Here is a 21906-nt window from a genome sequence, read left to right as displayed (position 1 = left end):
TGTTCACGGGCCACTCACCTACTTTGCAGCAAGATCAGTGCTGGTGCCCGGTGCTGTCCGCGGGGTGACCACCCGTGGTGCTGCCGTCCGCGCCGATGACTGCGAGCGAGGACTCCGACTCCGAAGACTCGAGCGCATCGTGGTGCCCGTGTGACTGAGCTGCTGCGAGCTCAGCCGGCGTGACGGGCTCCACCCGGTCCTCGTAGAAGAACCGCGAGAGCTTCTGGAGCATCTGATCCTTGCGGTAGCCCTTGCGGCGCACGCCGCGAGAGTCTTCTCGTGGAGCGATCTCGAGAGGGCGGTGCGCGTCGTAGTTGACCCGGACCCACCGCTCCTCGTCCGACAGCGGGGTGTGCACCTCGATGTACTCGCCGTTGGCGAACCGCACGATCCGACCGCTCTCGTGCCCGTGGAGCACGAGCTCGCGGTCCTTGCGCTGCAGCCCGAGGCAGATGCGCTTCGTGACCCAGAACGCGATCACCGGGGCGACGAAGAAGGCGATCCGGAGCACCCACGTGATGGCGTTGAGCGAGAGATCGAAGTGCGTCGCGATGAGGTCGTTGGACCCGGCGATGGCCAGGATGATGAACGCCGTGAGGAACGCGACGCCCAGGCCGGTGCGCACAGGCACGTTGCGCGGGCGGTCCAGGACGTGGTGCTCCCGCTTGTCGCGCGTCACCGCGGCCTCGAGGAAGGGGTAGACCGCGAGGAACGTGAACAGCAGGCCAGGGATGACCACGGCCGGGATGAGCACGTTGAGGGACAACGTGTACCCACCGATCACGTACTCGGGTTGCCCGGGCATGAGTCTGAGCGATCCCTCGAGGAACAGCATGTACCAGTCGGGTTGTGCACCGGCCGACACGGGGGAGGGGTCGTAGGGACCGTAGTTCCACACGTTGTTGATCGCCATCGTCCCGCCCATGAGAGCGAGGACGCCGAAGACGATGAAGAAGAATCCGCCAGCCTTCGCGACGTACACCGGGAAGAGCGGGAATCCGACGACGTTCTTGTCCGTGCGTCCACCGCCCGGGTACTGGGTGTGCTTGTGCACGACGACGAACAGCAGGTGGAGGCCGATGAGCGCAAGGATCAGAGCGGGTACGACGAGGATGTGCATCGTGAACAGGCGCGGGATGATCGCGTCGCCGGGGAACTCGCCACCGAAGAGGAAGTAGGAGAGGTACGCGCCCACGAACGGGATCGCCTTCACGACTCCGTCGGTGATCCGCAGCCCGTTGCCCGACAGCACGTCGTCGGGGAGCGAGTATCCGGTGAAGCCCGCAGCGAGCGCGAGGATGAGCAGGAGGAACCCGACCATCCAGTTGAGCTCGCGCGGCTTGCGGAAGGCGCCGGTGAAGAACACGCGCATCATGTGCACGACGATCGCAGCGACGAACATGAGCGCGGACCAGTGGTGGATCTGCCGCATGAGCAGACCACCCTGGACGTTGAACGAGATGTCGAGCGTCGATGCGTACGCCTCGGAGACCAGTCGACCGTTCATCGACGCCAAGGGCCCCGAGTACTCGACGAGTCCCATCGAGGGCACGAAGAAGATGGCGAGGAAGACGCCCGAGATGAGCAGCACGACGAACGAGTAGAGCGCGATCTCGCCGAGCAGGAACGACCAGTGGTCAGGGAAGACCTTCCGCGCGAAGCCCTTGACCGCGTGGCCGATCCCGGTGCGCTGGTCGAGGTAGTCAGCGGTACCCGCTGCCGCCCGTGTGGTGGGGGATGTACTCACTTGAGGCGCTCCCAGTAGCTCGGTCCGACGGGCTCGTCGAAGTCGTCCTGCGCGACGAGGTAGCCCTCGTCGTCCACGGTGATCGGCAGCTGAGGCAGCGGGCGGTGCGCGGGTCCGAAGACGACCTTCGCGCCGTCGGCCACGTCGAACGTCGACTGGTGGCAGGGGCACAGCAGGTGGTGGGTCTGCTGTTCGTAGAGTGCGACAGGGCATCCCACGTGCGTGCAGATCTTCGAGTACGCAACGATGCCGTGGTACGACCAGTCCTTGCGGTCCTCGGCCTCCTTGAGGTCCTCAGGAGCGAGACGGACGAGGAGAACGACAGCCTTGGCCTTCTCGGTGATCCAGTGGTGCGTCAGGCGCTCTTCCGCCGGGACGTCAGGGATGACGTGCACGACGGAACCGACGGTGAGGTCGGAGGGCTTGATGAGGCGGCCTGCGGGGTCCGTCGCAAGACGCATCCCCTTCTTCCACATCGTGTGCTTGAACTTGCTGATGTCCCAGTCGCCACCCGCGGAGCTGATGAGCGGCACGGCGATGGTCAGCGGGAACAGACCGAGCGCGGTGACGACGGCACCCTTGAGCACCCCGCGACGGGCGATACCCGAGTCCTTCGCTCCAGCGCTGAGCGCTGCAACAGCGTCCTTGCGGACGTCGTCGGGGCTCCGGATCTCGTGACGCTCGTCGACCTGCTCGTGGTCGGACATGAGGGTCTTCGCCCAGTGCACGGCGGCGAGGCCGATCCCGATGAGCGAGAGGAACAACCCGAAACCGAGCGCGAAGTTCGTGAGGCGCAGGCCTTCGGTGGTTCCGTCGGGTCGCAGCGCGAAGAAGGCGACGATCATGCCGATCGTGCCGATGATGGAGAGCACGAAGAGGATGACGACCTGGAGCTCGGCCCGCTTCGCGGCCTTCGGGTCGCGGTCCGCCATGCGGTCGCGGTGCTCCGGCAGTCCGGGGTCGTCGAACTTCTCGATGTCGGATCCGGCCGCCGTGACGACGTCGCCCGAGTTCTTCTGCACACTCATGAGGACTTCGCTCCGATCCAGATGGAGAACCCGATCAGGGCGCCGATTCCGACGATCCAGACCCACAGGCCTTCGCTGACAGGGCCGAGGGAGCCGAGGCCGAGGCCGCCGGCCGAGCCGTCACGCTGCTCGACGAGGTACGCGATGACGTCGCGCTTCTCCTCGGGCGTGAGCGTCGCCTCGTTGAAGACGGGCATCGATGCGGGCCCGGTGGTCATGGCCTCGTAGATGTGCTCGGGAGTCGTGTCCCACAGGGCGGGGGCGAACTTGCCCTCGGAGAGCGCGCCGCCCGCGCCGACAGCGTTGTGGCACATGGCGCAGTTGGTGCTGAAGATGACCGAGCCGTTGGCGGCGTCTCCCAGCGCGGGGTTGACCTGCTGGGCTGTGGGGATCGACGGTCCAGGACCGAGCGATGCGACATAGGCCGCGAGCTGACGGGTCTGCTCCTCGTCGAGCTGACGAGGCTTCGCGAGCGCCTGCGGGCCGTTGGTCTGCATGGGCATGCGGCCCGTGCCGACCTGGAAGTCGACCGCGGCCGCACCGACGCCGACGAGGGACGGGGCGTTGCCCCGGCCTTCGGCGTTGGTGCCGTGGCACGAGGCGCAGTTCGCCTGGAAGAGCTTCTCGCCGTTCTCGATGTCCTCAGACGTCGTCGTCTCGGCTCTGGCGGGGCTCGGCGACAGGACGGCATAGATGCCGCCGGTGACCAACAGCGCCAGCAGCAGGAGCACGACCGGCGTCAACCGGTGGTGTCGGCGGGCGGCGAGTGCCTTCACGGATGGATCCTCGTCTCGCAGGGGGTGACAGAAAAACAGGGACGGAGCGTGCGCTGGGCACGGGCGCCTGCACGGGCAGACGGGGATGACTTACTGCAGGAAGTAGATGACGCCGAAGAGAGCGATCCACACGACGTCGACGAAGTGCCAGTAGTACGACACGACGATCGCCGTGGTGGCCTCGTGGTGGCCGAACTTCTTCGCGGTGAACGACCGGCCCAGGAGGGCGAGGAAGGCGATGAGTCCGCCGACGACGTGCAGGCCGTGGAAGCCCGTTGCCAGGTAGAAGACGGAACCGTACGGGCTCGACGAGATCGTCAGGCCGTGCTCGACGAGCTCGGCGTACTCGAAGATCTGCCCGGCGACGAAGAAGGACCCCATGATGTACGTCAGGGTGATCCACTCGTTCATGCCCCACTTGGTGAACTGGAGGAGCGAGCCGGTGCGTCGCGGCTGGAACCGCTCGGCGGCCCACACGCCCATCTGGCACGTCACCGAGGACGCGACCAGCACACAGGTGTTGATGAGAGCGAACGTGAGGTTGAGGTGTCCGACGCCCTCGTCCCACTGCTCTGCAGGGATCGTGGCGCGGATCGTGAAGTACATCGCGAACAGGCCGGCGAAGAACATGAGTTCACTCGCGAGCCACACGATGGTTCCGACCGAGACAGGGTTCGGTCGGTTCACGCTCACATGGAGGGGGGCGGAGGGCGCAGCCGTTGCAGTCGACACAGGAACCATTATGGCCGATGACGGCGCATGTTTGGTCCCAAGGGCCCATGCGGGCGCAGCGGCGAATGTCACAATGCCCGTCCGCGTGTCCAACTGCGGCCCGCGTGCGTCCGTGCGCACCCATCGGCGGGGGGTGACCGGCCGTTCGGTTCGACGCGCCGCGCACGGGTCGCGCAATGGTCTGGAGCGTCAGGGCGGGGCCACAGTAGGCTCACCGTGGGCGCCTGTGCCCCTGACGTCGATTGCGAGGATCTCCATGTCGATCACCCCGTCTGCTTCCGCCCCTGCACGCACGGTGCTGCTCTACAGCGACGACCGGGCTGTGCGTGACACGGTGCGCGGCGCTGTTGGCAGCGTCACGGCAGCGGGCGAGCAGCTCGTCTGGGTCGAGGTCGCGTCGTACGACGCTGTCGTCGCGCGTGCGGACGAGGGTGGGATCGACCTCATGGTGCTCGACGGCGAGGCCGACAAGGCGGGCGGGATGGGTGTGTGCCGCCAGCTGAAGAACGAGATCTACGACTGCCCGCCCGTGCTCGTCCTCACCGGGCGGCCGCAGGACGCGTGGCTCGCGTCGTGGTCGTTGGCCGACGGGGTCGTGTCGCGTCCGCTCGACCCCTTCGAGCTGCAGCGGGAGGTCGGCTCGCTGCTCGGGCGTGTGCCTGCGGCGGGGCGTACCACGTGAGCGCGACGAGCTGGAAGGCCCTCACGGCGTCGCTCATCGGCGGGCAGGACCTGACGGCGACGGACACCGCATGGGCCATGGACACAGTGATGTCGGGTCGCGCGAACGCGGTCGAGCTCGCGGGATTCCTCGTGGCTCTGCGGGCGAAGGGTGAGACCGTCGAGGAGCTGTCGGGGTTCGCGGAGTCGATGCTCGCGCACGCGCGAAGGTTCACGGTGGGTGGCCGCACGGTCGACATCGTCGGCACCGGTGGCGACATGCTGCACACGGTGAACATCTCGACGATGGCCGCGATCGTGCTCGGTGCGGCCGGTCTGACGGTCGTCAAGCACGGCAATCGCGCAGCGTCGTCGTCCTCCGGTTCCGCGGACGTGCTCGAGGCCCTCGGCATCCGGTTGGACCACACCCCGGAGCGGGTGGCCGAGCTCGCCGACGAGGTGGGGATCACCTTCTGCTTCGCGAACGTGTTCCACCCGTCGATGCGGCACGCCGGGCAGGTGCGTCGGGAGCTCGGGCTCCCGACGGTCTTCAACTTCCTGGGGCCGCTCACCAACCCGGCCCAGCCGTCGGCGACGGCGGTGGGTGTCGCGGACGCACGCATGGCGGCCCTCATCGCCGGGGTGTTCGCCCGCAGGGGGACGAAGGCGCTCGTGTTCCGGGGCGCGGACGGCCTCGACGAGCTCGCACCGACCGGCCCCGCGCAGGTCTGGGAAGTGGTGGCGGACGAGGTCGTGCTGCACTCCCTCGATCCTGTCGCCGATCTCGGCCTCGCACCGGTGGCGATCGCCGACCTGCGGGGCGGCGACGCCACCGCCAATGCTGCGGTGGCGCGCGACGTCCTGGCAGGTGGCGGGGGACCGGTACGGGAGACGGTCCTGCTCAACGCCGCAGCCGCGCTCGTCGCGGAAGGCTCGCTCGAGGGCACGGCGGAGGGCGATCTGGCGGCGCGCCTGCGGCGGGGCATCGACCATGCGGCCGCTGCCGTCGACTCCGGTGCCGCGACGGCGCTCCTCGGGCGTTGGGTCGCGGCGTCGGGTCGCGCGGACGCGATCCGAGGTTAGTCCTCGCTGATCCGAACTTAGTCCTCGCTGCCCGACGGTCGGCCGCCGGGCAGCGAGCGCCTAGTCCTCGAGCCCGAGGGCGAACGCGGCATCGAGGTCGCTGCTCGAGTACTCGCGGAACGCCAGGTACGTCCGTGTCCTGTGCACGCCCGGGATCTTGCTGATGCGGTCCGCGATGACGTCGGCGAACTCCTCATGGTCGTCCACCTTGACGACGGCGATGAGGTCGACCTCTCCGGTCACCGAATAGACCGCCGACACTCCGCTGACGTCGGCGATCGCGGCAGCGGCTTCCGGGATCCGTGCCTGGTCCGTGTCGATCATGACGATTGCCGTGGGCATCTACGCGCTCCTCGCAGTGGTGGTCGTGCCCGTGGGTGTGGGCATGGTCCGATCATGCCGTGCGAGGCTCGCCGTGACGACCTCGGCGGTCGTGCCGTCGAGGTAGCGTCCCGCGCCCCGCACGGGGCAGGTGAGCGTGCCGGAGGTCTCCACGAGGCGGACGCCCGGCCTGCTGAGCCATCGCACGACGAGGTCGGTCTCCTCCGGGTGGCAGGCTGGCGCGGGCTCGGGGCGAGCGATGACGTGCTCGGCAGCAGCCGTCGCCGCGTGGATGGCGACGTACGGGTCGTGACCTGGCGCGCTCACTGCGGTTGCTGCCAGCCGGCCGTGGCGGACGACGACGATCTCCCACCCGCCCTGCTCGGCCGGTCCGGCGGCGACGATCTCGGAGCATCCGCTCAACGGTCGGATCTGCTGTGCGCGGGCCGCTGCGGCGAGGAACGCCGCCAGCCGGTCCCGCTCGGTGGCGGCGTCCTCGAACCGTTCACTGCGCGCGAGGTCCTGGATCCGTGCGGAGAGCCCCACCACGACCCGGTCGGGGTCACCGTGCAACGACTCTCGCACCTTGCCCACGACGGACGTGTACGGCTCCGACGAGGCTCCGGGTGGACGACTGTCCTCCGCGACGCACGGAGCGCCACAGCGTCCCATCTCAGCGAGAGCGCACGCCCCAGTGGTCGCGCTCGTCACGGCGGGCAGCTTGCGGGTGCACTGACGGATGTCATGAGCCGCCTGCACAGCCTCGAGGGCGAGCTGCGCCCGCGCCCGCGACGCGAACGGGCCGATGTGCGGCTCGTACCGGCCAGGGGCGTCCTGCCGGACATCGCGGACGATGGTCAGGCGAGGGAAGGCCTCGGCCGTGAGCCGGACCCAGTGCATCCGCTCCGGGAACTTCGAGCGCCGGTTGTAGCGCGGCGCGTGCTCGGTGATGAGTCGTAGCTCGCGCACCCGGGCTTCGAGCTGGGTCGCGCACGGCACGGCCCGGACCCGTTCTGCGAGCCGGATCATCTCGATCATCCGCCCACGTTTCTCCGAGGCCGTGAAGTAGCTCCGGACCCTCCGTGCGATCGACGTGGATGTCCCCACGTAGAGCACCTCGTCGCGGGGGCCGACGAACATGTAGACCCCCGGACCCGTGGGCAGCCCGTCAGCGAGGTGTCGCTTGCGCCGGACGTCCGCCGGGACGGGGTCCGTCGCGGTCGCCAGATCCTCGAGGTGCGTGATGCCGAGGGGAGCGAGACGGTCGAAGAGCGCGTGCATGACGTCAACGGTCGCGCGGGCGTCCGAGAGCGCACGGTGGTCCGGGATCACGGTGGCGCGGAAGAGCGCTGCGAGGGTCGAGAGCTTGTGGTTCGGTGCTTCGTCCCGGGTCACGACACGTCGTGCGAGGGGAACGGTGTCGAGGACCTGCGCCGGCGGCCAGGGCAGGTCCATGCGCGCGGCGGCTGCGCGCAGGAACGACATGTCGAACGGTGCGTTGTGCGCGACGAGCACCGCACCGCGCGCGAACTCGAGAAATGCGGGCAGCACGGCTTCGATGCGGGGCGCGCCGACGAGCATCGTCGTGGTGATCCCGGTGAGCCGTGCGATGAAGGCCGGGACGGGGACCCCGGGGTCCACGAGCGTCTGGAACTCGCCGAGGATCTCACCACCGCGGACCTTCACGGCTCCGATCTCGGTGATCCCTGAATCCTTGGCCGAGCCGCCGGTGGTCTCGAGGTCGACGACGACGAATGTGACGTCCCGCAGGGGCGTGCCCATCTCGTCGAGCGTGAGCTGGACGGGCACGCCGGGCTGCGCCCACGTGAGGTCTGGGGTCGGAGTGCCGATCCGTCTCCCGGCCTGGCGGAGGCCTGGGAGCGGACGCGTCTCGTCGGTTGGCTGCGCGAGCATGGGCCGAACGTACGAGGACCCACCGACACCCGGACGCTTCCGGGTGTCGGTGGGTCCCGCCGTGACCTCAGTCGACGTGCTTGACGTCCGCGTAGATCGTCGAGATCTGCTCGGCGAAGTCCACCAGAACCTTCGATCGCTTCACCTTGAGGGACGGCGTCAGGTAGTCGTTGGCGATCGTGAAGTCGGTCGTGAGCACCGAGAACTTCCGGATGGACTCAGCGCGCGAGACCGCACGGTTGGCGCGCTGGACGGCGGCGTCGATCGACGCGAGCACGTCCGTGTCCTCGGTCGCCTCCTCGATCGTCAGAGCGCCCTTGCCGTGCGTCGCCAGCCAGCCGGGGAGCCCGTCGGGGTCCAGGGTCACGAGCGCGCCGATGAATGGCTGGCCGTCGCCCACGACGACGACCTGGCTGATCACGGGATGTGCACGCAGGCGGTCCTCGAGCACGGCCGGCGCAACGTTCTTGCCCCCCGCCGTGACGATGATCTCCTTCTTGCGGCCGGTGATCCGCAGGTAACCGTGCTCGTCGACGGCTCCCAGGTCACCCGACCGGAACCACCCGTCGACGAACGCCTCGGCGGTGGCCTCGGGGTTGTTGTGGTACCCACGGAACACGTGCGGTCCCTGGATGAGGATCTCGCCGTCGGCGTCGACCTTCACGGCGTTGCCCGGCAGCGGGGGGCCGACCGTGCCGATCTTCCCGCCCTCGGGAAGGTTGACGCTCGTCGGCGCCGTCGTCTCGGTGAGGCCGTACCCCTCGAGCACGACGAGACCGACACCCCGGTAGAAGTGCCCGAGCCGTTCACCCAGCGCCGCGCCGCCCGAGACGGCGTAGCGCGCCTGTCCGCCGAGCGCGGCGCGGATCCGCTTGAGCACGAGCGCGTCCGCGACCGCGTGACGGGCCTTGAGCACCAGCGACGGTCCCGACGGGGTGTCGAGGGCGCGCGAGTAGCTGATCGCCGTCGCCGCCGCCCAGTGGAAGATCTTGCCCTTGCCACCTGCGGCAGCCTTCTGCTCGGAGCTGTTGTAGACCTTCTCGAACACACGGGGCACCGACAGGATGTAGGACGGGCGGAACGTGCCCAGGTCCTCGAGGAGAGTCGTGGTGTCTGGCGAGTGGCCCATGACGGAGCCCGCCGGCACGACGAGCACGTGGATGAAACGCGCGAAGACGTGCGCGAGCGGCATGAAGAGCAGCGTGCGGCGCGCGCCGTACTGGAGCACGTCGCTCAGCCGCTGTGCGGCGTTGACCGTGAGCACGTAGAAGTTCTCGTGCGTGAGCTCGGCACCCTTGGGGCGACCTGTCGTGCCCGAGGTGTAGATGATCGTCGCGACGTCGGCAAGGCAGGCGTGCGAGCGGCGTCGGGCGATCTCCTCGTCCGACACGGCGGCCCCGGCAGCCTTGAGTGCGTCGATGCCACCCTCGTCGATCACGTGCACGGTCGACAAGGACGTCGCGACCGGTCGCGCCTCCTCGACCGTCGCGCGGTGCTGGTCGGTCTCGACCACGAGCAGGCGGACGTCCGCGTCGACGAGGACCCACTCGATCTGCTCCGCGCTCGATGTCTCGTACAGCGGCACGGTCACGGCGCCAGCGGCCCAGATCGCCCAGTCGAGCAGGGACCACTCGTAGCGGGTCCGGGACATGATCCCCACGCTCTGGCCCGGCTCGACGCCCGCTGCCACGAGCCCCTTCGCGACGGCGACGACCTCGGCGTCGAACTCTCGTGCCGTGATGGCCGTCCACGTGCTGGCACCCGCGGCCTTGCGCTCCATGAGGGTCGCGTCACCCGACGATGCCACCCGGTCCGCCAACAGATCGTTGAGGTTCTTGTCCGGTGGGACGTCGATGAGGGCAGGTGTGCGGAACTCGTCCATGCTGGCTCCAGTGACAGTTGGTCGATGGGTGGTAAGACCTTACCCATTCGGCAGGCGTGCAACGGTCATGACCGGCCCAGTACGATTCATCCGGAGTCACAGCACGCGCTGTGCACACTACGAGGTGAGCGAGGGAACGGGCATGCATGCCATCGGGGTCGACATCGGCGGGACCAAGATTGCGGCCGGGGTGGTCGACGAGGACGGACAGATCCTCGCTCAGACGCGGGTGAGCACGGAGCCGGACGACGCGTCGAGCATCGACCGGGCGATCGCGGAGGTGTATCGCGAGCTCACCAAGGACTTCGTGGTCGGCGCGGTCGGGCTCGCGGCCGCCGGGTTCGTCAGCCCGGACCGCACGTCCGTCCTGTTCGCGCCGAACATCGCCTGGCGTGACTACCCGATCGGTCAGCGGGTGCGGGCGCTCATCGGCGACGACGTGCGGATCGTCGTCGAGAACGACGCGAACGCGGCCGGGTGGGCGGAGTTCCGCTTCGGCGTCGGGCGGGACGCGACCGACATGCTCATGCTCACGGTGGGGACCGGCCTCGGCGGCGCGCTCGTCGTCAACGACCAGCTCGTGCGTGGCCGGTGGGGCGTCGCGGCAGAGGTCGGGCACATGCGAGTGGTCCCGAGCGGGCACTACTGCGGGTGCGGCCACGAGGGATGCTGGGAGCAGTACGCCTCAGGCTCCGCCCTCGTCCGCGACGCGCGCTCGGCGGCGACCGCGAGGCCGCAGGACGCGGCACGCCTCATCGACCTCGCCCAGGGGCGCATCGAGCTCATCACCGGCCCGCTCGTCACCATGGCCGCGCAGTCCGGCGACCCCCTCGCCATCCGCCTCCTCGCGAACCTCGGCGGGTGGATCGGGACAGGCTCCGCGTCCGTCGCAGCGCTGCTCGACCCCGAGCTCATCGTCATCGGCGGGGGAGTCGGTGCGGCCGGCGACCTGCTCCTGGGCCCGGCACGCCAGGCGTACGGCGAGGCGTTGCCGGCGCGTGGCCACCGCCCGGAGGCGCGCATCGAGCTCGCCGCGCTCGGCAACGAGGCGGGGATCGTCGGAGCAGCGGACCTCGCGCGGATCTGACCTAGACGACCGCGCCCTGGTTGCTCGGCGGTTCCCGGTCGTCCGGGAGCCGCCAGAGCAGCAGCGCGACGCCGACGAGGAACACGCCACCCGCGCTGACGAAGAACCCCGTCGGCGCCGTGTCCCACAGGACCGCGCCGACGACGAGCGCCAGCACCGCTGAGACGAGTGCTGACCACCCGAGGTTGCGGAGCTTGTCCGTGCTCAGCGTGAACCCGGGGTCGGGCGGCACGAACTCGCCCTCGGCATCGTCGAGCGCCTCCACCTCCGGGGTCCGGGGAGAGTCGCGCGGGCCGGTCCCGACGTGGTTCGTGACGCCGGGGCCGACCGGGGCAGCGACCGTCCGCGCGCCGGGTCCGGGCTCCTCCCCGGAGACATCCGTCGTTCGTTGCGACGAGGGATCCGTGGAAAGATCGGAGAGTTCGGCGACGATCTGCGCCCACGCGGCATCGTGACGGCGCTGCTCGTCGGGGTCGTTCGTCCCGCGCTCACGCGGGTCGACGGGCTCGCCCGGGAGATCGTCGGGGGTGTCAGTGGTTCCTGGCATGTACATCACTCTAGAGTCGGACGCGAGTCCCGCGGATGCGGTCACGAGGAGGCGGGTTGTTCTACTGGCTGATGAAGCGGGTCCTGGTCGGCCCCTTCCTACGACTGATGTTCCGCCCGTGGATCCGCGGTATCGAGAACATCCCCGGTGACGGGCCTGCCATCGTCGCGAGCAACCACCTAGCGGTGATCGACTCCTTCATCCTCCCGCTCGTCATCGACCGGGAGATCGTGTTCATCGGCAAGTCCGAGTACTTCACGGGAACAGGCCTCAAGGGTCGGATGACCGCGGGCTTCATGCGCGGTGTCGGCACGATCCCCGTCGATCGCTCGGGCGGCAAGGCCAGCGAGGCCGCGTTGCGCACCGGGCTCAAACGCCTCAACGACGGTGGCCTGTTCGGGATCTACCCCGAGGGGACGCGCAGCCCTGACGGACGCCTCTACCGCGGGAAGACGGGCGTCGCCCGGCTCGCGCTCGAGTCCGGCGCCCCCGTGGTGCCCGTCGTGATGATCGGTACCGACAAGGCGCAGCCGATCGGCCGACGGATCCCGAAGCCCATGCGTATCGGCATCGTCGTCGGTGAGCCGCTCGACTTCAGCCGGTACCGCGGGATGGAGACGGACCGCTTCATCCTGCGGTCCGTCACCGACGAGATCATGTACGCGCTCATGAGCCTGTCCGGCCAGGAGTACGTGGACATCTACGCCGCCACGCAGAAGGCGCGCCTGGCGGCCGGCGTGCGTCCCGCCGCCACCGCGGCGGGCGCCCCCATCGCTCCCGGCGGGCGCCCCGCGCCCGACGTCCAGGTTCCGGAACCACCCCAGGAGCCTCCCGTCGCCTCGGTAGACTGAGCGACGGTCCGCAACATCGAACGAACCCGCCCCGCCGCCGCGCCTGCCGCGCGGCCGGGCCCAATGAGAGGTTGACCCCATGACGGTCCGTCGCGTCGCGCTGCTCACTGCCGGAGGCTTCGCGCCCTGCCTGTCCTCCGCTGTCGGTGGACTCATCGAGCGGTACACGGAGCTCGCCCCCGAGGTCGAGATCATCGCCTACCAGCACGGCTACCACGGTCTGCTCACGGGCAACAAGATCGTCGTCGACGACGAGGTCCGTCAGCGCGCCGGGATCCTCCACCGGTTCGGAGGATCTCCGATCGGCAACAGCCGGGTGAAGCTCACCAACGCGGCGGACTGCGTCAAGCGCGGCCTCGTCAAGGAGGGGGAGAACCCCCTCACCGTCGCCGCGGAGCAGCTCAAGGCCGACGGCGTGGACGTCCTGCACACCATCGGTGGCGACGACACGAACACGACGGCAGCCGACCTCGCCGCCTACCTCGAGGAGAACGGCTACCACCTCACGGTCGTCGGTCTGCCGAAGACGATCGACAACGACGTCATCCCGATCAAGCAGTCGCTCGGCGCGTGGACCGCCGCAGAGGAGGCCGCGGGCTTCGCCGCGAACATCATCGGCGAGCACCGTTCCGGCCCGCGCATGCTCATCGTCCACGAGGTCATGGGACGTCACTGCGGCTGGCTGACCGCCGCCTCGGCCGTCGAGTACCGCAAGTGGCTCGACACCCAGGAGTGGGTGCCCGGCATCGGGCTCTCGCGTGAGCGCTGGGACATCCACGCCGTCTTCGTGCCCGAGCTCAAGCTCGACATCGAGGCGGAGGCCGCGCGCCTGCGGACCGTCATGGACGAGGTCGGGAACGTCAACATCTTCCTGTCCGAGGGGGCCGGGATGCACGAGATCGTGGCGCAGCTCGAGGCCGCTGGCGAGACGGTCGGCCGCGACCCGTTCGGTCACGTCAAGCTCGACACGATCAACCCCGGCGCGTGGTTCGCGAAGCAGTTCGCCGAGCTCCTCGGTGCCGAGAAGACCATGGTGCAGAAGTCGGGCTACTACTCCCGTGCCGCGGCTGCGAACGCCGAGGACCTGCGTCTCATCAAGTCGATGACCGACTTCGCCGTCGAGAGTGCGTTCCGTGGAGAGTCGGGCGTCGTCGGCCACGACGAGGAGGACGGCGACCGCCTCAAGGCGATCGCGTTCCCGCGGATCGCGGGCGGCAAGGCGTTCGACGTGTCGCAGCCGTGGTTCGGCGACCTTCTCGGTGAGATCGGACAGCAGCTGGTGCCTGCGGGCTCATGAGCATCGCTCCCGGTGTCGCCGTAGACCCAGAGGTCGCCGCCGGACTCGACCACTTCCGCACGCTCGTCGCCGGGCAGCAGCCCGTCTGGCCGGACCCTGAGCATCTCCGGTCGGTGAGCGAGCGCCTCGCGGAGGTGCCGCCGCTCGTCGTGCCTTCCCAGCTGGAGACGCTCACCGGCCGGCTCGCCGCTGCGGGCCGTGGTGAGGCCTTCCTCCTCCAGGGGGGTGACTGCGCCGAGACGTTCGCCGAGGCGAACGCCGACCGGATCCGCAACAAGGTGCGCACCATCCTCCAGATGGCCGTGGTGCTCACCCACGGCGCGAGCATGCCTGTCGTGAAGATGGGCCGGATGGCCGGGCAGTACGCGAAGCCGCGCAGCTCCAACGACGAGACGCGCGACGGTGTCACGCTTCCCGCCTACCGCGGTGACATGGTCAACGGGCACGCCTTCACTCCTGAGGCGCGGGTCCCGGACCCGGAGCGTCTGCTCCGGGGGTACACGATCTCCGCGGCGACGCTCAACATCGTCCGTGCCCTGACCACGGGTGGGTTCGCCGACCTGCGGCAGGTCCACGAGTGGAACCGCGGGTTCATGACGAACCCCGCGTACGCACGGTACGAGCGCACCGCGACGGAGATCGACCGTGCTGTGCGGTTCATGGCGGCGTGCGGCGCGGACTTCGACGCGCTCCGCAGCGTCGAGTTCTACGTGAGTCACGAGGCCCTGCTGCTCGACTACGAGCGCGCGATGACCCGAGTCTCGTCGCGGTCCGGCGCACCGTACGACGCGTCCGGACACTTCCTGTGGATCGGAGAGCGGACGAGGCAGCTCGACGGGGCGCACGTGGACTTCCTCTCGAGGATCTCCAACCCGATCGGGGTGAAGCTCGGCCCGACGACGTCGGCCGACGACGCCCTCGCCCTCCAGGAGAAGCTCAACCCGGAGGGGATCCCCGGCCGGCTGACGTTCATCACCCGCATGGGTGCGGGCAAGATCCGCGAGGCACTGCCCCCGCTCGTCGAGAAGGTCGCGGCGGTCGGAGGACCCGTGACCTGGGTGACCGACCCGATGCACGGCAACACGATCACCTCGGACAGCGGGTACAAGACACGACGGCTCGAAGACGTCCTCGACGAGGTCCGGGGCTTCTTCGAGGTGCACCGGAGCCTCGGCACCGTCCCGGGTGGTCTGCACGTCGAGCTCACGGGTGACGACGTCACCGAGGTGCTCGGTGGGAGCGAGGAGATCGACGACGCGGGGCTGGCGCTGCGCTACGAGACGCTCGTCGACCCGCGCCTCAACCACCAGCAGTCGCTCGAGATGGCCTTCCAGGTCGCGGAGATGCTCCAGGGCCGTTGAGGCACCAGCTCAGCGGAGCGACAGCAGGCTCTCACCCCAGGGGTGAGAGCCTGCTGTCGTCTCCGAGCGGCACGCGGCGTGGCACCCGCCCGCCCGCGAGCGTCAGAGGAAGAGCTCGATGGTGCTGCCCTTGCGCAGCTGGCTGCCCGGGGCGGCGCTCTGGGACCGGACCTCGTTGCCGAAGACGCCCAACCAGTACGTCACCTTCACCTCGAAGCCCGCGTCCTCGAGGATCTGCGCCGCCTCGGCGTGCGGTGTGGCCACGACGTCGGGCACGGTGACGAAGGGCTTCCCCAGGGACACGACGACGTCCACGGTGTCGCCGCGGAAGGCGCCGCTGCCCTCTTCGGGGCTCTGCGAGATGATCTTGCCCTCAGCGACGGTGTCGCTGTACTCCTCGGTCGCGACGGGGGTGAGGTCCCAGGGGCTGAGCTGTTCCGTCGCGCTGTCGAGGTCGAGCAGCTCCACCTGGGGCACGGTCACGGGCTCGGGGCCTTTCGAGGCCACGACCGTGATGGGCGTGCTGTGCGGCAGGAGCTGCCCCTCGTCGACGGAGATGCTCATGACGACGTCGGCGGCGGTCGCCGTGTCCCACACACGCTCCTGGGTGACGGCCGTGAAGCCCGCACCTTCGAGCGCTGCCACGACGTCGGACACGTTGGCTCCGACGAGGTCCGCCGGCACGGTGAAATGCTGGATCCCCAGCGAGACCGTGAGCTCGACCGCCCCGTCGCGCAGGATGCGTTCGCCACTGCGCGGATCCGCGTCGATGACGGTCCCCGCCGCGACAGAGTCGCTGAACGCCTCTGCCGTGCGGACCTCGAGCTCCGCTGCCTCGACGACGGCGGTCGCCTCCTCGAGGGTCGTCCCAGACAGCCCTTCCGGGACGGTGGTGTAAGCGCCGGGTCCGACGAGGAACCACCACGCTCCAGCTCCGCCGAGCCCAGCGAGGACGAGGAGCGTCACGAGCGACCACAGGACCGTGCGCCGGCGACGGCGCACGCGATCGGCCGCCGCAGGACCCCCGCGGTCCGAGACGGTGACCGTCTGGTTGAACGTGCGAGCGCTCCCGACGGGCAGCGCGATCGTGGACCCGCTCGACCCCTGGACGAGCAGCTCGGTCGGGTGCGACGGCTCGGGTGGGTGATCGGTGCCCGAGCCATCCTCGTCCGGGGTGTCGCGGTCAGCAGCAGCATGCGGGACGGCCGAGGCGGTCTTCACGGATGCACCGCTCGCCCCGGGCGCCTGCCCGGTCGCCGTCGGACCGTGCCGGTCCGGGGTGTCGCCCACCCCGTCGGTGTCGTGGGCGACCGCGTCGGTCGTGGCGCCGGCAGGGTCGTCGTCGTCCTCGACGGGGGTGCCCTCGGCGAGGGAGACGAGGGGAGGGGGCGGGTCCGCCCTGCGTGCGGCGAGCTCAGGGGGCAGCGCGACGCGCGCGCTCCGGAGGCGCTCGAGCGCCGCCGGTGCGTCGGTCGGCCGGTTCTGCGGGTCCCGCGAGGCCATGGCGCACACGAGCTCGTCGAGCTCGCGGGGCAGCCAGGAGACGAGCTCGGACGGGAGCGGAACGTCGTTGTTGACGTGCTGGAACGCCACCTGGATCGGTGTCTCACCGACGAAGGGCTGCCGTCCCGTGAGCATCTCGTAGAGCATGATGCCGACGGCGTAGATGTCGGTCCGCGTGTCGCACGCGCCGGTGGCGATGAGCTCGGGACCGAGGTACGCCACCGTGCCGAGGATGGTCCCCGTCGTCGTCGACGTCACCTCGGTGACGGCCCTGGCCAGACCGAAGTCGGCGACCTTGACCCGGCCGTCCGTGGCGAGCAGGACGTTCTCGGGCTTGATGTCACGGTGCACGAGCCCCTGGCGGTGTGCCGCGGCGAGCGCGTCGAGGACGTCGTCGATGATGGCGAGCGCCGTGCCCACGGCGAGCGGACCGTCCTGGTGCAGCCGCCGGCGCAGGTTCGTGCCGTCGACGTACTCCATCGTGAGGTAGCTCGTCTCGCCGTCGAGCCCCTGGTCGTAGACCGCGACGAGACCGGGGTGCGTGAGGCGCGCGGCGGCACGGGCCTCGCGGCGGAAGCGCGACACGAAGTCCCCGCCGGTGGCGCCGTCTGCGAGGTGCGGGTGCATGACCTTGAGCGCGACCTCGCGGTCGAGGCGTCGGTCGGTCGCGAGGTAGACGGTGGCCATGCCCCCGCGCGCGATCCTGCGGTCGACCTTGTACCGGCCGTCGACGAGCTGGCCGACGAGGGAGTCCGTCAGGATGGTGGCCACTCGACGATCTTAGGCGGTCGGTGGCCGTCAGCGCGGGATGTCGGGGGCTGCGACGCGTGGCGAAGGTGCGGGGACCTCGCGCCCGCGGTCCTCACTGCTGGGCGGCGAGGGTCTGCACGTTGGCGACGTAGCGACGCGTGTCGTCGAACATGCCGTTGTTCCGCACGGAGGTCTGACCCTGGTAGTACCCGGCGATCGCCGTCTCCAGGGACGGACTCGTCTCGAGGAGGCGGGCGAGGATCGCCACCCCGGCCGTGACGTTGTCTCGCGCCTCGAGGAGGTTGAGGTCCTGGCCGGTCAGCTCTGACGCCCAGTCCCCGGACGAGGGGATCACCTGCATCGCGCCGATCGCGTTGGCGGGGGACACCGCCCGCTGGTCGAACCCGGACTCCTGGAGCGCGACAGCGAGCGCGAGGGAGGGATCGACCCCGTGCGCCCGCGCCGTCTCGCGGACCATCGTGCGGATCTCGTCCTTCGTCGGCACGTCCATGGCGAGGAGGGTCGCCTTGTTCTGGTTCGCGGCCGACACCACGTCGGAGGCGTAGGTCCGCCCGGCAAACGTGTCCCCCACGAGCGCCTTCGACGGGGACGACGTCTGGACCGCTCCCGCTGTGCCGGAAGGAATGGCCAAGGTCTGGCCGATGCGGATCATCGCGTCGGCTCCGAGACCGTTGGCGGCAACGATCTGCGCGGTGGTGGTGCCGTGCCGAGCGGCCAGGGCGGAGACGGAGTCACCGGCGACGACGACGTGCTTCGTCGCGCTCGGCTGGCCTGACGTCGCACCCGTCGTCGGGGCGGAGGAGCCCGCACCCGAGGGGATCGCGAGCTGCTGCCCGGCACGGATGCGGTACTGCGAGTCGAGCGAGTTGACCGCCCGGATCGACTCTGCGGGCACCCCCGTGCGCAGCGCGATGTCACTCACCGTGTCTCCGGCGCGGACCGTGTAGGACTCGTCCGCGGCAGCGGACGACGCGCTGACGGCGATGGATGCTGCGGCGAGCGCAAGCGTGGTTGTCCCGTACCGGACCGCGTACCGGCCGAGGGTCCGGGGGAGCGAGGAGCTGGGGAGGTCCACCGGTTCCGCTGCATCGGTCGTGGCGGGGCGCGTGGTCGGGGGCTCAGTGGGCGCTGCAGGCATCGTCTCTCCTTTGCGGGGGTGCCGCTCTCCCAGCGCCCCACGGTGCGTCTAGCTCGGCCACTGCGCGGCGTCATCGGCGCGGCCTCGTACCACTTGACCGTAAAGGAGATCGGAGACCGTGGGAAGTCGACCCCCCGCAGCGACGTGCGGCACAGCGTCGATCGGGGACGCGATCGTGCTCGGGCGAGACCGTAGGCTTGGTCCGTGACTTCCTCAGAACGCGATGCCGCTGCCGTCCCCGCCGACCCGACCGATCCGACCGCGTCGATCGAGGCGCTCGTCGGGGAGTGGTTGAGCTTCCCGGCGATGGCCGAGCTGCTCGGGACGTCGGTGAGCTCTGTGCGCAGTGCTCTGCGCGACCGTCGCATCGTCGGCATGAAGAGGGGCGAGCGCCAGATCTTCTCCGTACCCGCGGCGTTCCTCGTGCCGATCCATCTGGCCAACCCGGCGAACGTCAAGCCGGTGCGCACCACCGACGGTGAGAGCGAGCAGGTGATCATCCTCCCGTCGCTGCGCGGCACGATCCTCGTTCTCGGAGACGCCGGTCTCAGCGATCCAGAGATCATCGAGTGGCTCTTCACGCCAGAGCCCTCGGTGGGCGGTCGACCGATCGACGCCCTGCTCGAGGGGCGCAAGAGCCCGGTGCGCCGCGCAGCGCAGGGTCTCGCCTGAGGTCCTGCGCCTGACCCGCGCCCGGGTCCCGGTCAGGCGCTGCGCTCGACCGCCGACCGTGCGAGCCGGTGCAGCACGTCGCCCGCGTCCGGCTCGAGCGGGGCGGAGCCGAGCGCCTGGAGCGCTCTCGTCGAGAGGTCGGCGATGAGGTCCTCGACCTGCTCGACCGCGCCCGATGCCCGGATCACGCCCTGCAGCACCCGGATCTCGTCCTCGGACAGGTCCGGCCGGCCGAGCAGCGCCGCGATCTGGTCCCGCGTGGATGCGTCGACCGCCCGCATCGTCCGGATGATGAGGACGGTGCGCTTGCCCTCCCGCAGATCGTCGCCGGCAGGTTTTCCGGTGACGGAGGGGTCCCCGAACACGCCGAGCATGTCGTCGCGGAGCTGGAACGCCTCGCCCAGCGGCAGGCCGAACGCGGAGCATGTCGCGAGGGCGTCCTCGCTCGCCCCGGCGAGCGCGGCTCCCAGGAGGATGGGGCACTCCACGCTGTAGCGTGCCGACTTCGAACGGATGACCTCCCGGGCTCGCGCCTCGTCCGCCTCGAGGTCGGTTCCCCATGGCAGGACCTGGGCGTACATGTCGAGGTACTGCCCGACGGTGACCTCCGTCCGCATCTGCGTGAAGACACGACGGGCGCGACCGACGAGCGGTCGCGCCTCACCGTCCAGCGCGCGGACGAACTCCTCCTCGCTCGCCACGAGGCTGAGGTCCCCGAGCAGGATCGCGCTCGAGACGCCGAACTGTTCGTCGTCGCCCGTCCACCCCGACCGGCGGTGCCGGTCGGCGAACGCCCGGTGCGCGGTCGGCACGCCGCGGCGGGTATCGGACTTGTCCATGACGTCGTCGTGGAAGAGGGCCGCTGCCTGGAACAGCTCGAGAGCTGCTCCCACGCCGATGACGCTCCCGGCGGGCACCGCGGCTGCTGACCCGAGATGAGCGCGCCACGACCAGTAGCAGAACGCAGCCCGCAGGCGTTTTCCGCCGCGCAGCATGCCGCGCCACGCATCGACGAGCGGGGCCGCGTCGCTGCTGATCCCGGAGAGCACGGCGGCTTCGCGCTCGAGGACCCGGTCGAGCGCGTCTTCGACACGGGTGCGGACGTCGTCGAGGTCGACGAGGGCGGGGGAGGAGGCGGGCATGCGACGAGCCTAGGCGTCCGGGGTGCGGCCGTCCGCATCGGCGCGGCCGCAAAGACCTCACCCACAGCATCCGCTCGCGGTCGGTCGTCCCCAACCGGTGATCGCTGGGCGGATCTGGTCGGGCAGTCCCGGCAGGGTGCGGGGATGAGACACACGACCCGGGTTCGCGAACCCCAGGAGCTGCTCGCCCTCATCCCGTACCAGCTCGGCTTCCGGCCACGCGAGAGCCTCGTCGTCGTGAGCCTGCGCGAGCCACGCCAACGGGTCGGGCTCGTGGCGCGCGTCGACCTCGCCGACCTCGCCCCAGCCGCGCCTGCAGGCGGACGGCCGTCCGGAGCGATGCTGGCCCAGACCCTCGTGTCGCACGTCGTCGCCGACGGTGGGCGCAGCGCTGTCCTCGTCGTCTACTCGGACGGGTGCCCCGCGGGAACCGCGACGACGGACGGACGCCGGGACCCTGCGCTGCCGGCCGTCGACCTCGTCCGAGAGGCCGCGGCCCCGTTCATCGATCCCGTGGACGTCTGGATCGTCACGTCCGTCGGGTACTTCGCGCCCGACTGCCGCGATCACGGCTGCTGCCCCCCGGGCGGCAGGCCGTTGTCCGACCTTGAGCAGACGACCGTCGCCGCGAGGATGGTGGTCGAGGGGGCGACGGTCGCCGACGAGCGTGAGGAGCTCGCCTGCATCTCGGTCGCGGGTGACGAGGAACGCGGTCGGACGGCTGCGGCTTCTGACCGGGTGCGCGCCCGGCGCCGTGCCGCGACGTGCGCTGCGGACATCGCGCGGTGGCGACGGGAGGTCCTCCTGGCCTGGCGGACAGCGACGACGGCGGCAGCGCACGACCCGGGTGCGGTCCCGTCACCGTCGCTGCTCGGGGTGATCCTCCCGGGACTGGACGACATCACCGTCCGCGACGCCGTCCTCGTCACGCTCGTCCGCGGGACGGGGGACCTGGCCGAGCGGATGCTTGCGGATGAGCCTGACGCCACCACCGACAGCGAGGTCGGGCGTGCCATCGCCGCGATCGTGGACCCTCGGGAGGGTGTCCGTCCGGACACGGCGACGAGCACGGCCGCGCGGGTCGTGCTCGAGCACGTCGTCGGCCACGGACCGGCGACCGGGCAGGCCCCCGCACTCACCCTTCTCGCGCTCCTCGCCTGGTGGGGTGGGAGCGGTGCTCGCGCCGCGGTCCTCCTCGAGCTCGCGACGAGGGACGACAGCGTGTACCGGCTCGCGCGCCTGGTCGGTCAGGCCCTCGACTCAGGGATGGCTCCGGGATGGGTCGCGGCCAGCCGGCTCGCGGCGGCGCAGCCGGACTGACGCGCGCGCCGAGGTCGGGTAGGTTCAGAGTGCGCCCGGTCGGGCGCGCGCACCGTGAATCTCGGAGGATTGTG

19 protein-coding genes are annotated in these 21906 nt (G+C 70.1%); 8 read left to right on the top strand and 11 right to left on the bottom strand.

Going from position 1 to position 21906, the window contains the following annotated elements:
- Positions 1-34 precede the first annotated feature (34 nt).
- The 4 genes from qcrB to ctaE all read right to left on the bottom strand — a co-directional run bounded on the left by qcrB (position 35) and on the right by ctaE (position 4292).
- Complete coding sequence (gene qcrB / locus AC2AXK_RS07225) at positions 35-1747, bottom strand: cytochrome bc1 complex cytochrome b subunit (RefSeq protein WP_484344677.1); 1713 nt, start codon at positions 1745-1747, stop codon at positions 35-37.
- The gene (gene qcrA / locus AC2AXK_RS07220) at positions 1744-2775 is read right to left on the bottom strand and encodes a cytochrome bc1 complex Rieske iron-sulfur subunit (RefSeq protein ID WP_484344676.1); all 1032 of its coding nucleotides are present in this window, start codon (positions 2773-2775) and stop codon (positions 1744-1746) included. Before qcrA ends, qcrB begins: the two co-directional genes overlap by 4 nt.
- Complete coding sequence (gene qcrC, locus AC2AXK_RS07215; RefSeq protein WP_484344675.1) at positions 2772-3551, bottom strand: cytochrome bc1 complex diheme cytochrome c subunit; 780 nt, start codon at positions 3549-3551, stop codon at positions 2772-2774. The genes qcrA and qcrC overlap by 4 nt, the downstream gene beginning before the upstream one ends.
- A 90-nt stretch (positions 3552-3641) precedes the next feature.
- Positions 3642-4292 carry an aa3-type cytochrome oxidase subunit III gene (ctaE, locus tag AC2AXK_RS07210; RefSeq protein WP_484344674.1) on the bottom strand — a complete coding sequence of 217 codons (651 nt, stop codon included), beginning with the start codon at positions 4290-4292 and terminating at the stop codon, positions 3642-3644.
- A gap of 247 nt (positions 4293-4539) precedes the next feature.
- Between ctaE and AC2AXK_RS07205 the strand changes: the two genes are divergently transcribed.
- Complete coding sequence (locus AC2AXK_RS07205; RefSeq protein WP_484344673.1) at positions 4540-4965, top strand: response regulator transcription factor; 426 nt, start codon at positions 4540-4542, stop codon at positions 4963-4965.
- The gene (gene trpD / locus AC2AXK_RS07200) at positions 4962-6026 is read left to right on the top strand and encodes an anthranilate phosphoribosyltransferase (protein WP_484344672.1); all 1065 of its coding nucleotides are present in this window, start codon (positions 4962-4964) and stop codon (positions 6024-6026) included. The genes AC2AXK_RS07205 and trpD overlap by 4 nt, the downstream gene beginning before the upstream one ends.
- 60 nt (positions 6027-6086) lie before the next feature.
- On the opposite strand, the gene AC2AXK_RS07195 is transcribed toward trpD, so the two are convergent.
- The 3 genes from AC2AXK_RS07195 to AC2AXK_RS07185 all read right to left on the bottom strand — a co-directional run bounded on the left by AC2AXK_RS07195 (position 6087) and on the right by AC2AXK_RS07185 (position 10143).
- On the bottom strand, positions 6087-6368 hold the full coding sequence (locus AC2AXK_RS07195; protein ID WP_484344671.1) for an Lrp/AsnC family transcriptional regulator: 282 nt from the start codon (positions 6366-6368) through the stop codon (positions 6087-6089).
- Complete coding sequence (locus AC2AXK_RS07190; protein ID WP_484344670.1) at positions 6369-8261, bottom strand: DEDD exonuclease domain-containing protein; 1893 nt, start codon at positions 8259-8261, stop codon at positions 6369-6371.
- Positions 8262-8328: 67 nt separating this feature from the next.
- Positions 8329-10143: an AMP-dependent synthetase/ligase gene (locus tag AC2AXK_RS07185; protein ID WP_484344669.1), complete on the bottom strand. Its 1815-nt coding sequence runs from the start codon at positions 10141-10143 to the stop codon at positions 8329-8331.
- Between the two features lie 142 nt (positions 10144-10285).
- Between AC2AXK_RS07185 and AC2AXK_RS07180 the strand changes: the two genes are divergently transcribed.
- Positions 10286-11230, top strand: a complete 945-nt coding sequence (locus AC2AXK_RS07180; RefSeq protein ID WP_484344914.1) for an ROK family glucokinase — start codon at positions 10286-10288, stop codon at positions 11228-11230.
- A gap of 1 nt (position 11231) precedes the next feature.
- Here AC2AXK_RS07180 and AC2AXK_RS07175 read toward each other — a convergent pair whose 3' ends face one another.
- Complete coding sequence (locus AC2AXK_RS07175; protein WP_484344668.1) at positions 11232-11777, bottom strand: hypothetical protein; 546 nt, start codon at positions 11775-11777, stop codon at positions 11232-11234.
- 71 nt (positions 11778-11848) lie between these two features.
- Here AC2AXK_RS07175 and AC2AXK_RS07170 point away from each other — a divergent pair, with 71 nt between their 5' ends.
- The 3 genes from AC2AXK_RS07170 to AC2AXK_RS07160 all read left to right on the top strand — a co-directional run bounded on the left by AC2AXK_RS07170 (position 11849) and on the right by AC2AXK_RS07160 (position 15286).
- Positions 11849-12628, top strand: a complete 780-nt coding sequence (locus AC2AXK_RS07170) for a lysophospholipid acyltransferase family protein (RefSeq protein ID WP_484344667.1) — start codon at positions 11849-11851, stop codon at positions 12626-12628.
- Between the two features lie 79 nt (positions 12629-12707).
- On the top strand, positions 12708-13925 hold the full coding sequence (locus AC2AXK_RS07165; RefSeq protein WP_484344666.1) for a pyrophosphate--fructose-6-phosphate 1-phosphotransferase: 1218 nt from the start codon (positions 12708-12710) through the stop codon (positions 13923-13925).
- Positions 13922-15286 (top strand): class II 3-deoxy-7-phosphoheptulonate synthase, encoded by a 1365-nt coding sequence (locus tag AC2AXK_RS07160; RefSeq protein WP_484344665.1) that lies wholly within the window; start codon positions 13922-13924, stop codon positions 15284-15286. The genes AC2AXK_RS07165 and AC2AXK_RS07160 overlap by 4 nt, the downstream gene beginning before the upstream one ends.
- 102 nt (positions 15287-15388) lie before the next feature.
- Here the strand turns inward: AC2AXK_RS07160 and pknB are convergent, their stop codons facing one another.
- Both pknB and AC2AXK_RS07150 read right to left on the bottom strand, forming a co-directional pair.
- Positions 15389-17560, bottom strand: coding sequence for a Stk1 family PASTA domain-containing Ser/Thr kinase (gene pknB / locus AC2AXK_RS07155; protein WP_484344664.1), 2172 nt, complete (start codon positions 17558-17560; stop codon positions 15389-15391).
- Between the two features lie 91 nt (positions 17561-17651).
- Positions 17652-18698 (bottom strand): lytic transglycosylase, encoded by a 1047-nt coding sequence (locus AC2AXK_RS07150; protein WP_484344663.1) that lies wholly within the window; start codon positions 18696-18698, stop codon positions 17652-17654.
- Between the two features lie 204 nt (positions 18699-18902).
- On the opposite strand from AC2AXK_RS07150, the gene AC2AXK_RS07145 reads away from it, so the two are divergent.
- Positions 18903-19370, top strand: a complete 468-nt coding sequence (locus tag AC2AXK_RS07145) for an Rv2175c family DNA-binding protein (protein WP_484344662.1) — start codon at positions 18903-18905, stop codon at positions 19368-19370.
- 32 nt (positions 19371-19402) lie between these two features.
- On the opposite strand, the gene AC2AXK_RS07140 is transcribed toward AC2AXK_RS07145, so the two are convergent.
- The gene (locus tag AC2AXK_RS07140; RefSeq protein ID WP_484344661.1) at positions 19403-20512 is read right to left on the bottom strand and encodes a polyprenyl synthetase family protein; all 1110 of its coding nucleotides are present in this window, start codon (positions 20510-20512) and stop codon (positions 19403-19405) included.
- A gap of 144 nt (positions 20513-20656) precedes the next feature.
- Between AC2AXK_RS07140 and AC2AXK_RS07135 the strand changes: the two genes are divergently transcribed.
- Complete coding sequence (locus tag AC2AXK_RS07135) at positions 20657-21832, top strand: DUF4192 domain-containing protein (protein WP_484344660.1); 1176 nt, start codon at positions 20657-20659, stop codon at positions 21830-21832.
- The last annotated feature ends 74 nt before the right edge of the window (positions 21833-21906 follow it).

The organism is Sanguibacter sp. Z6_81, assembly GCF_057180625.1.
This window is presented reverse-complemented; position numbering and strand designations above follow the sequence as displayed.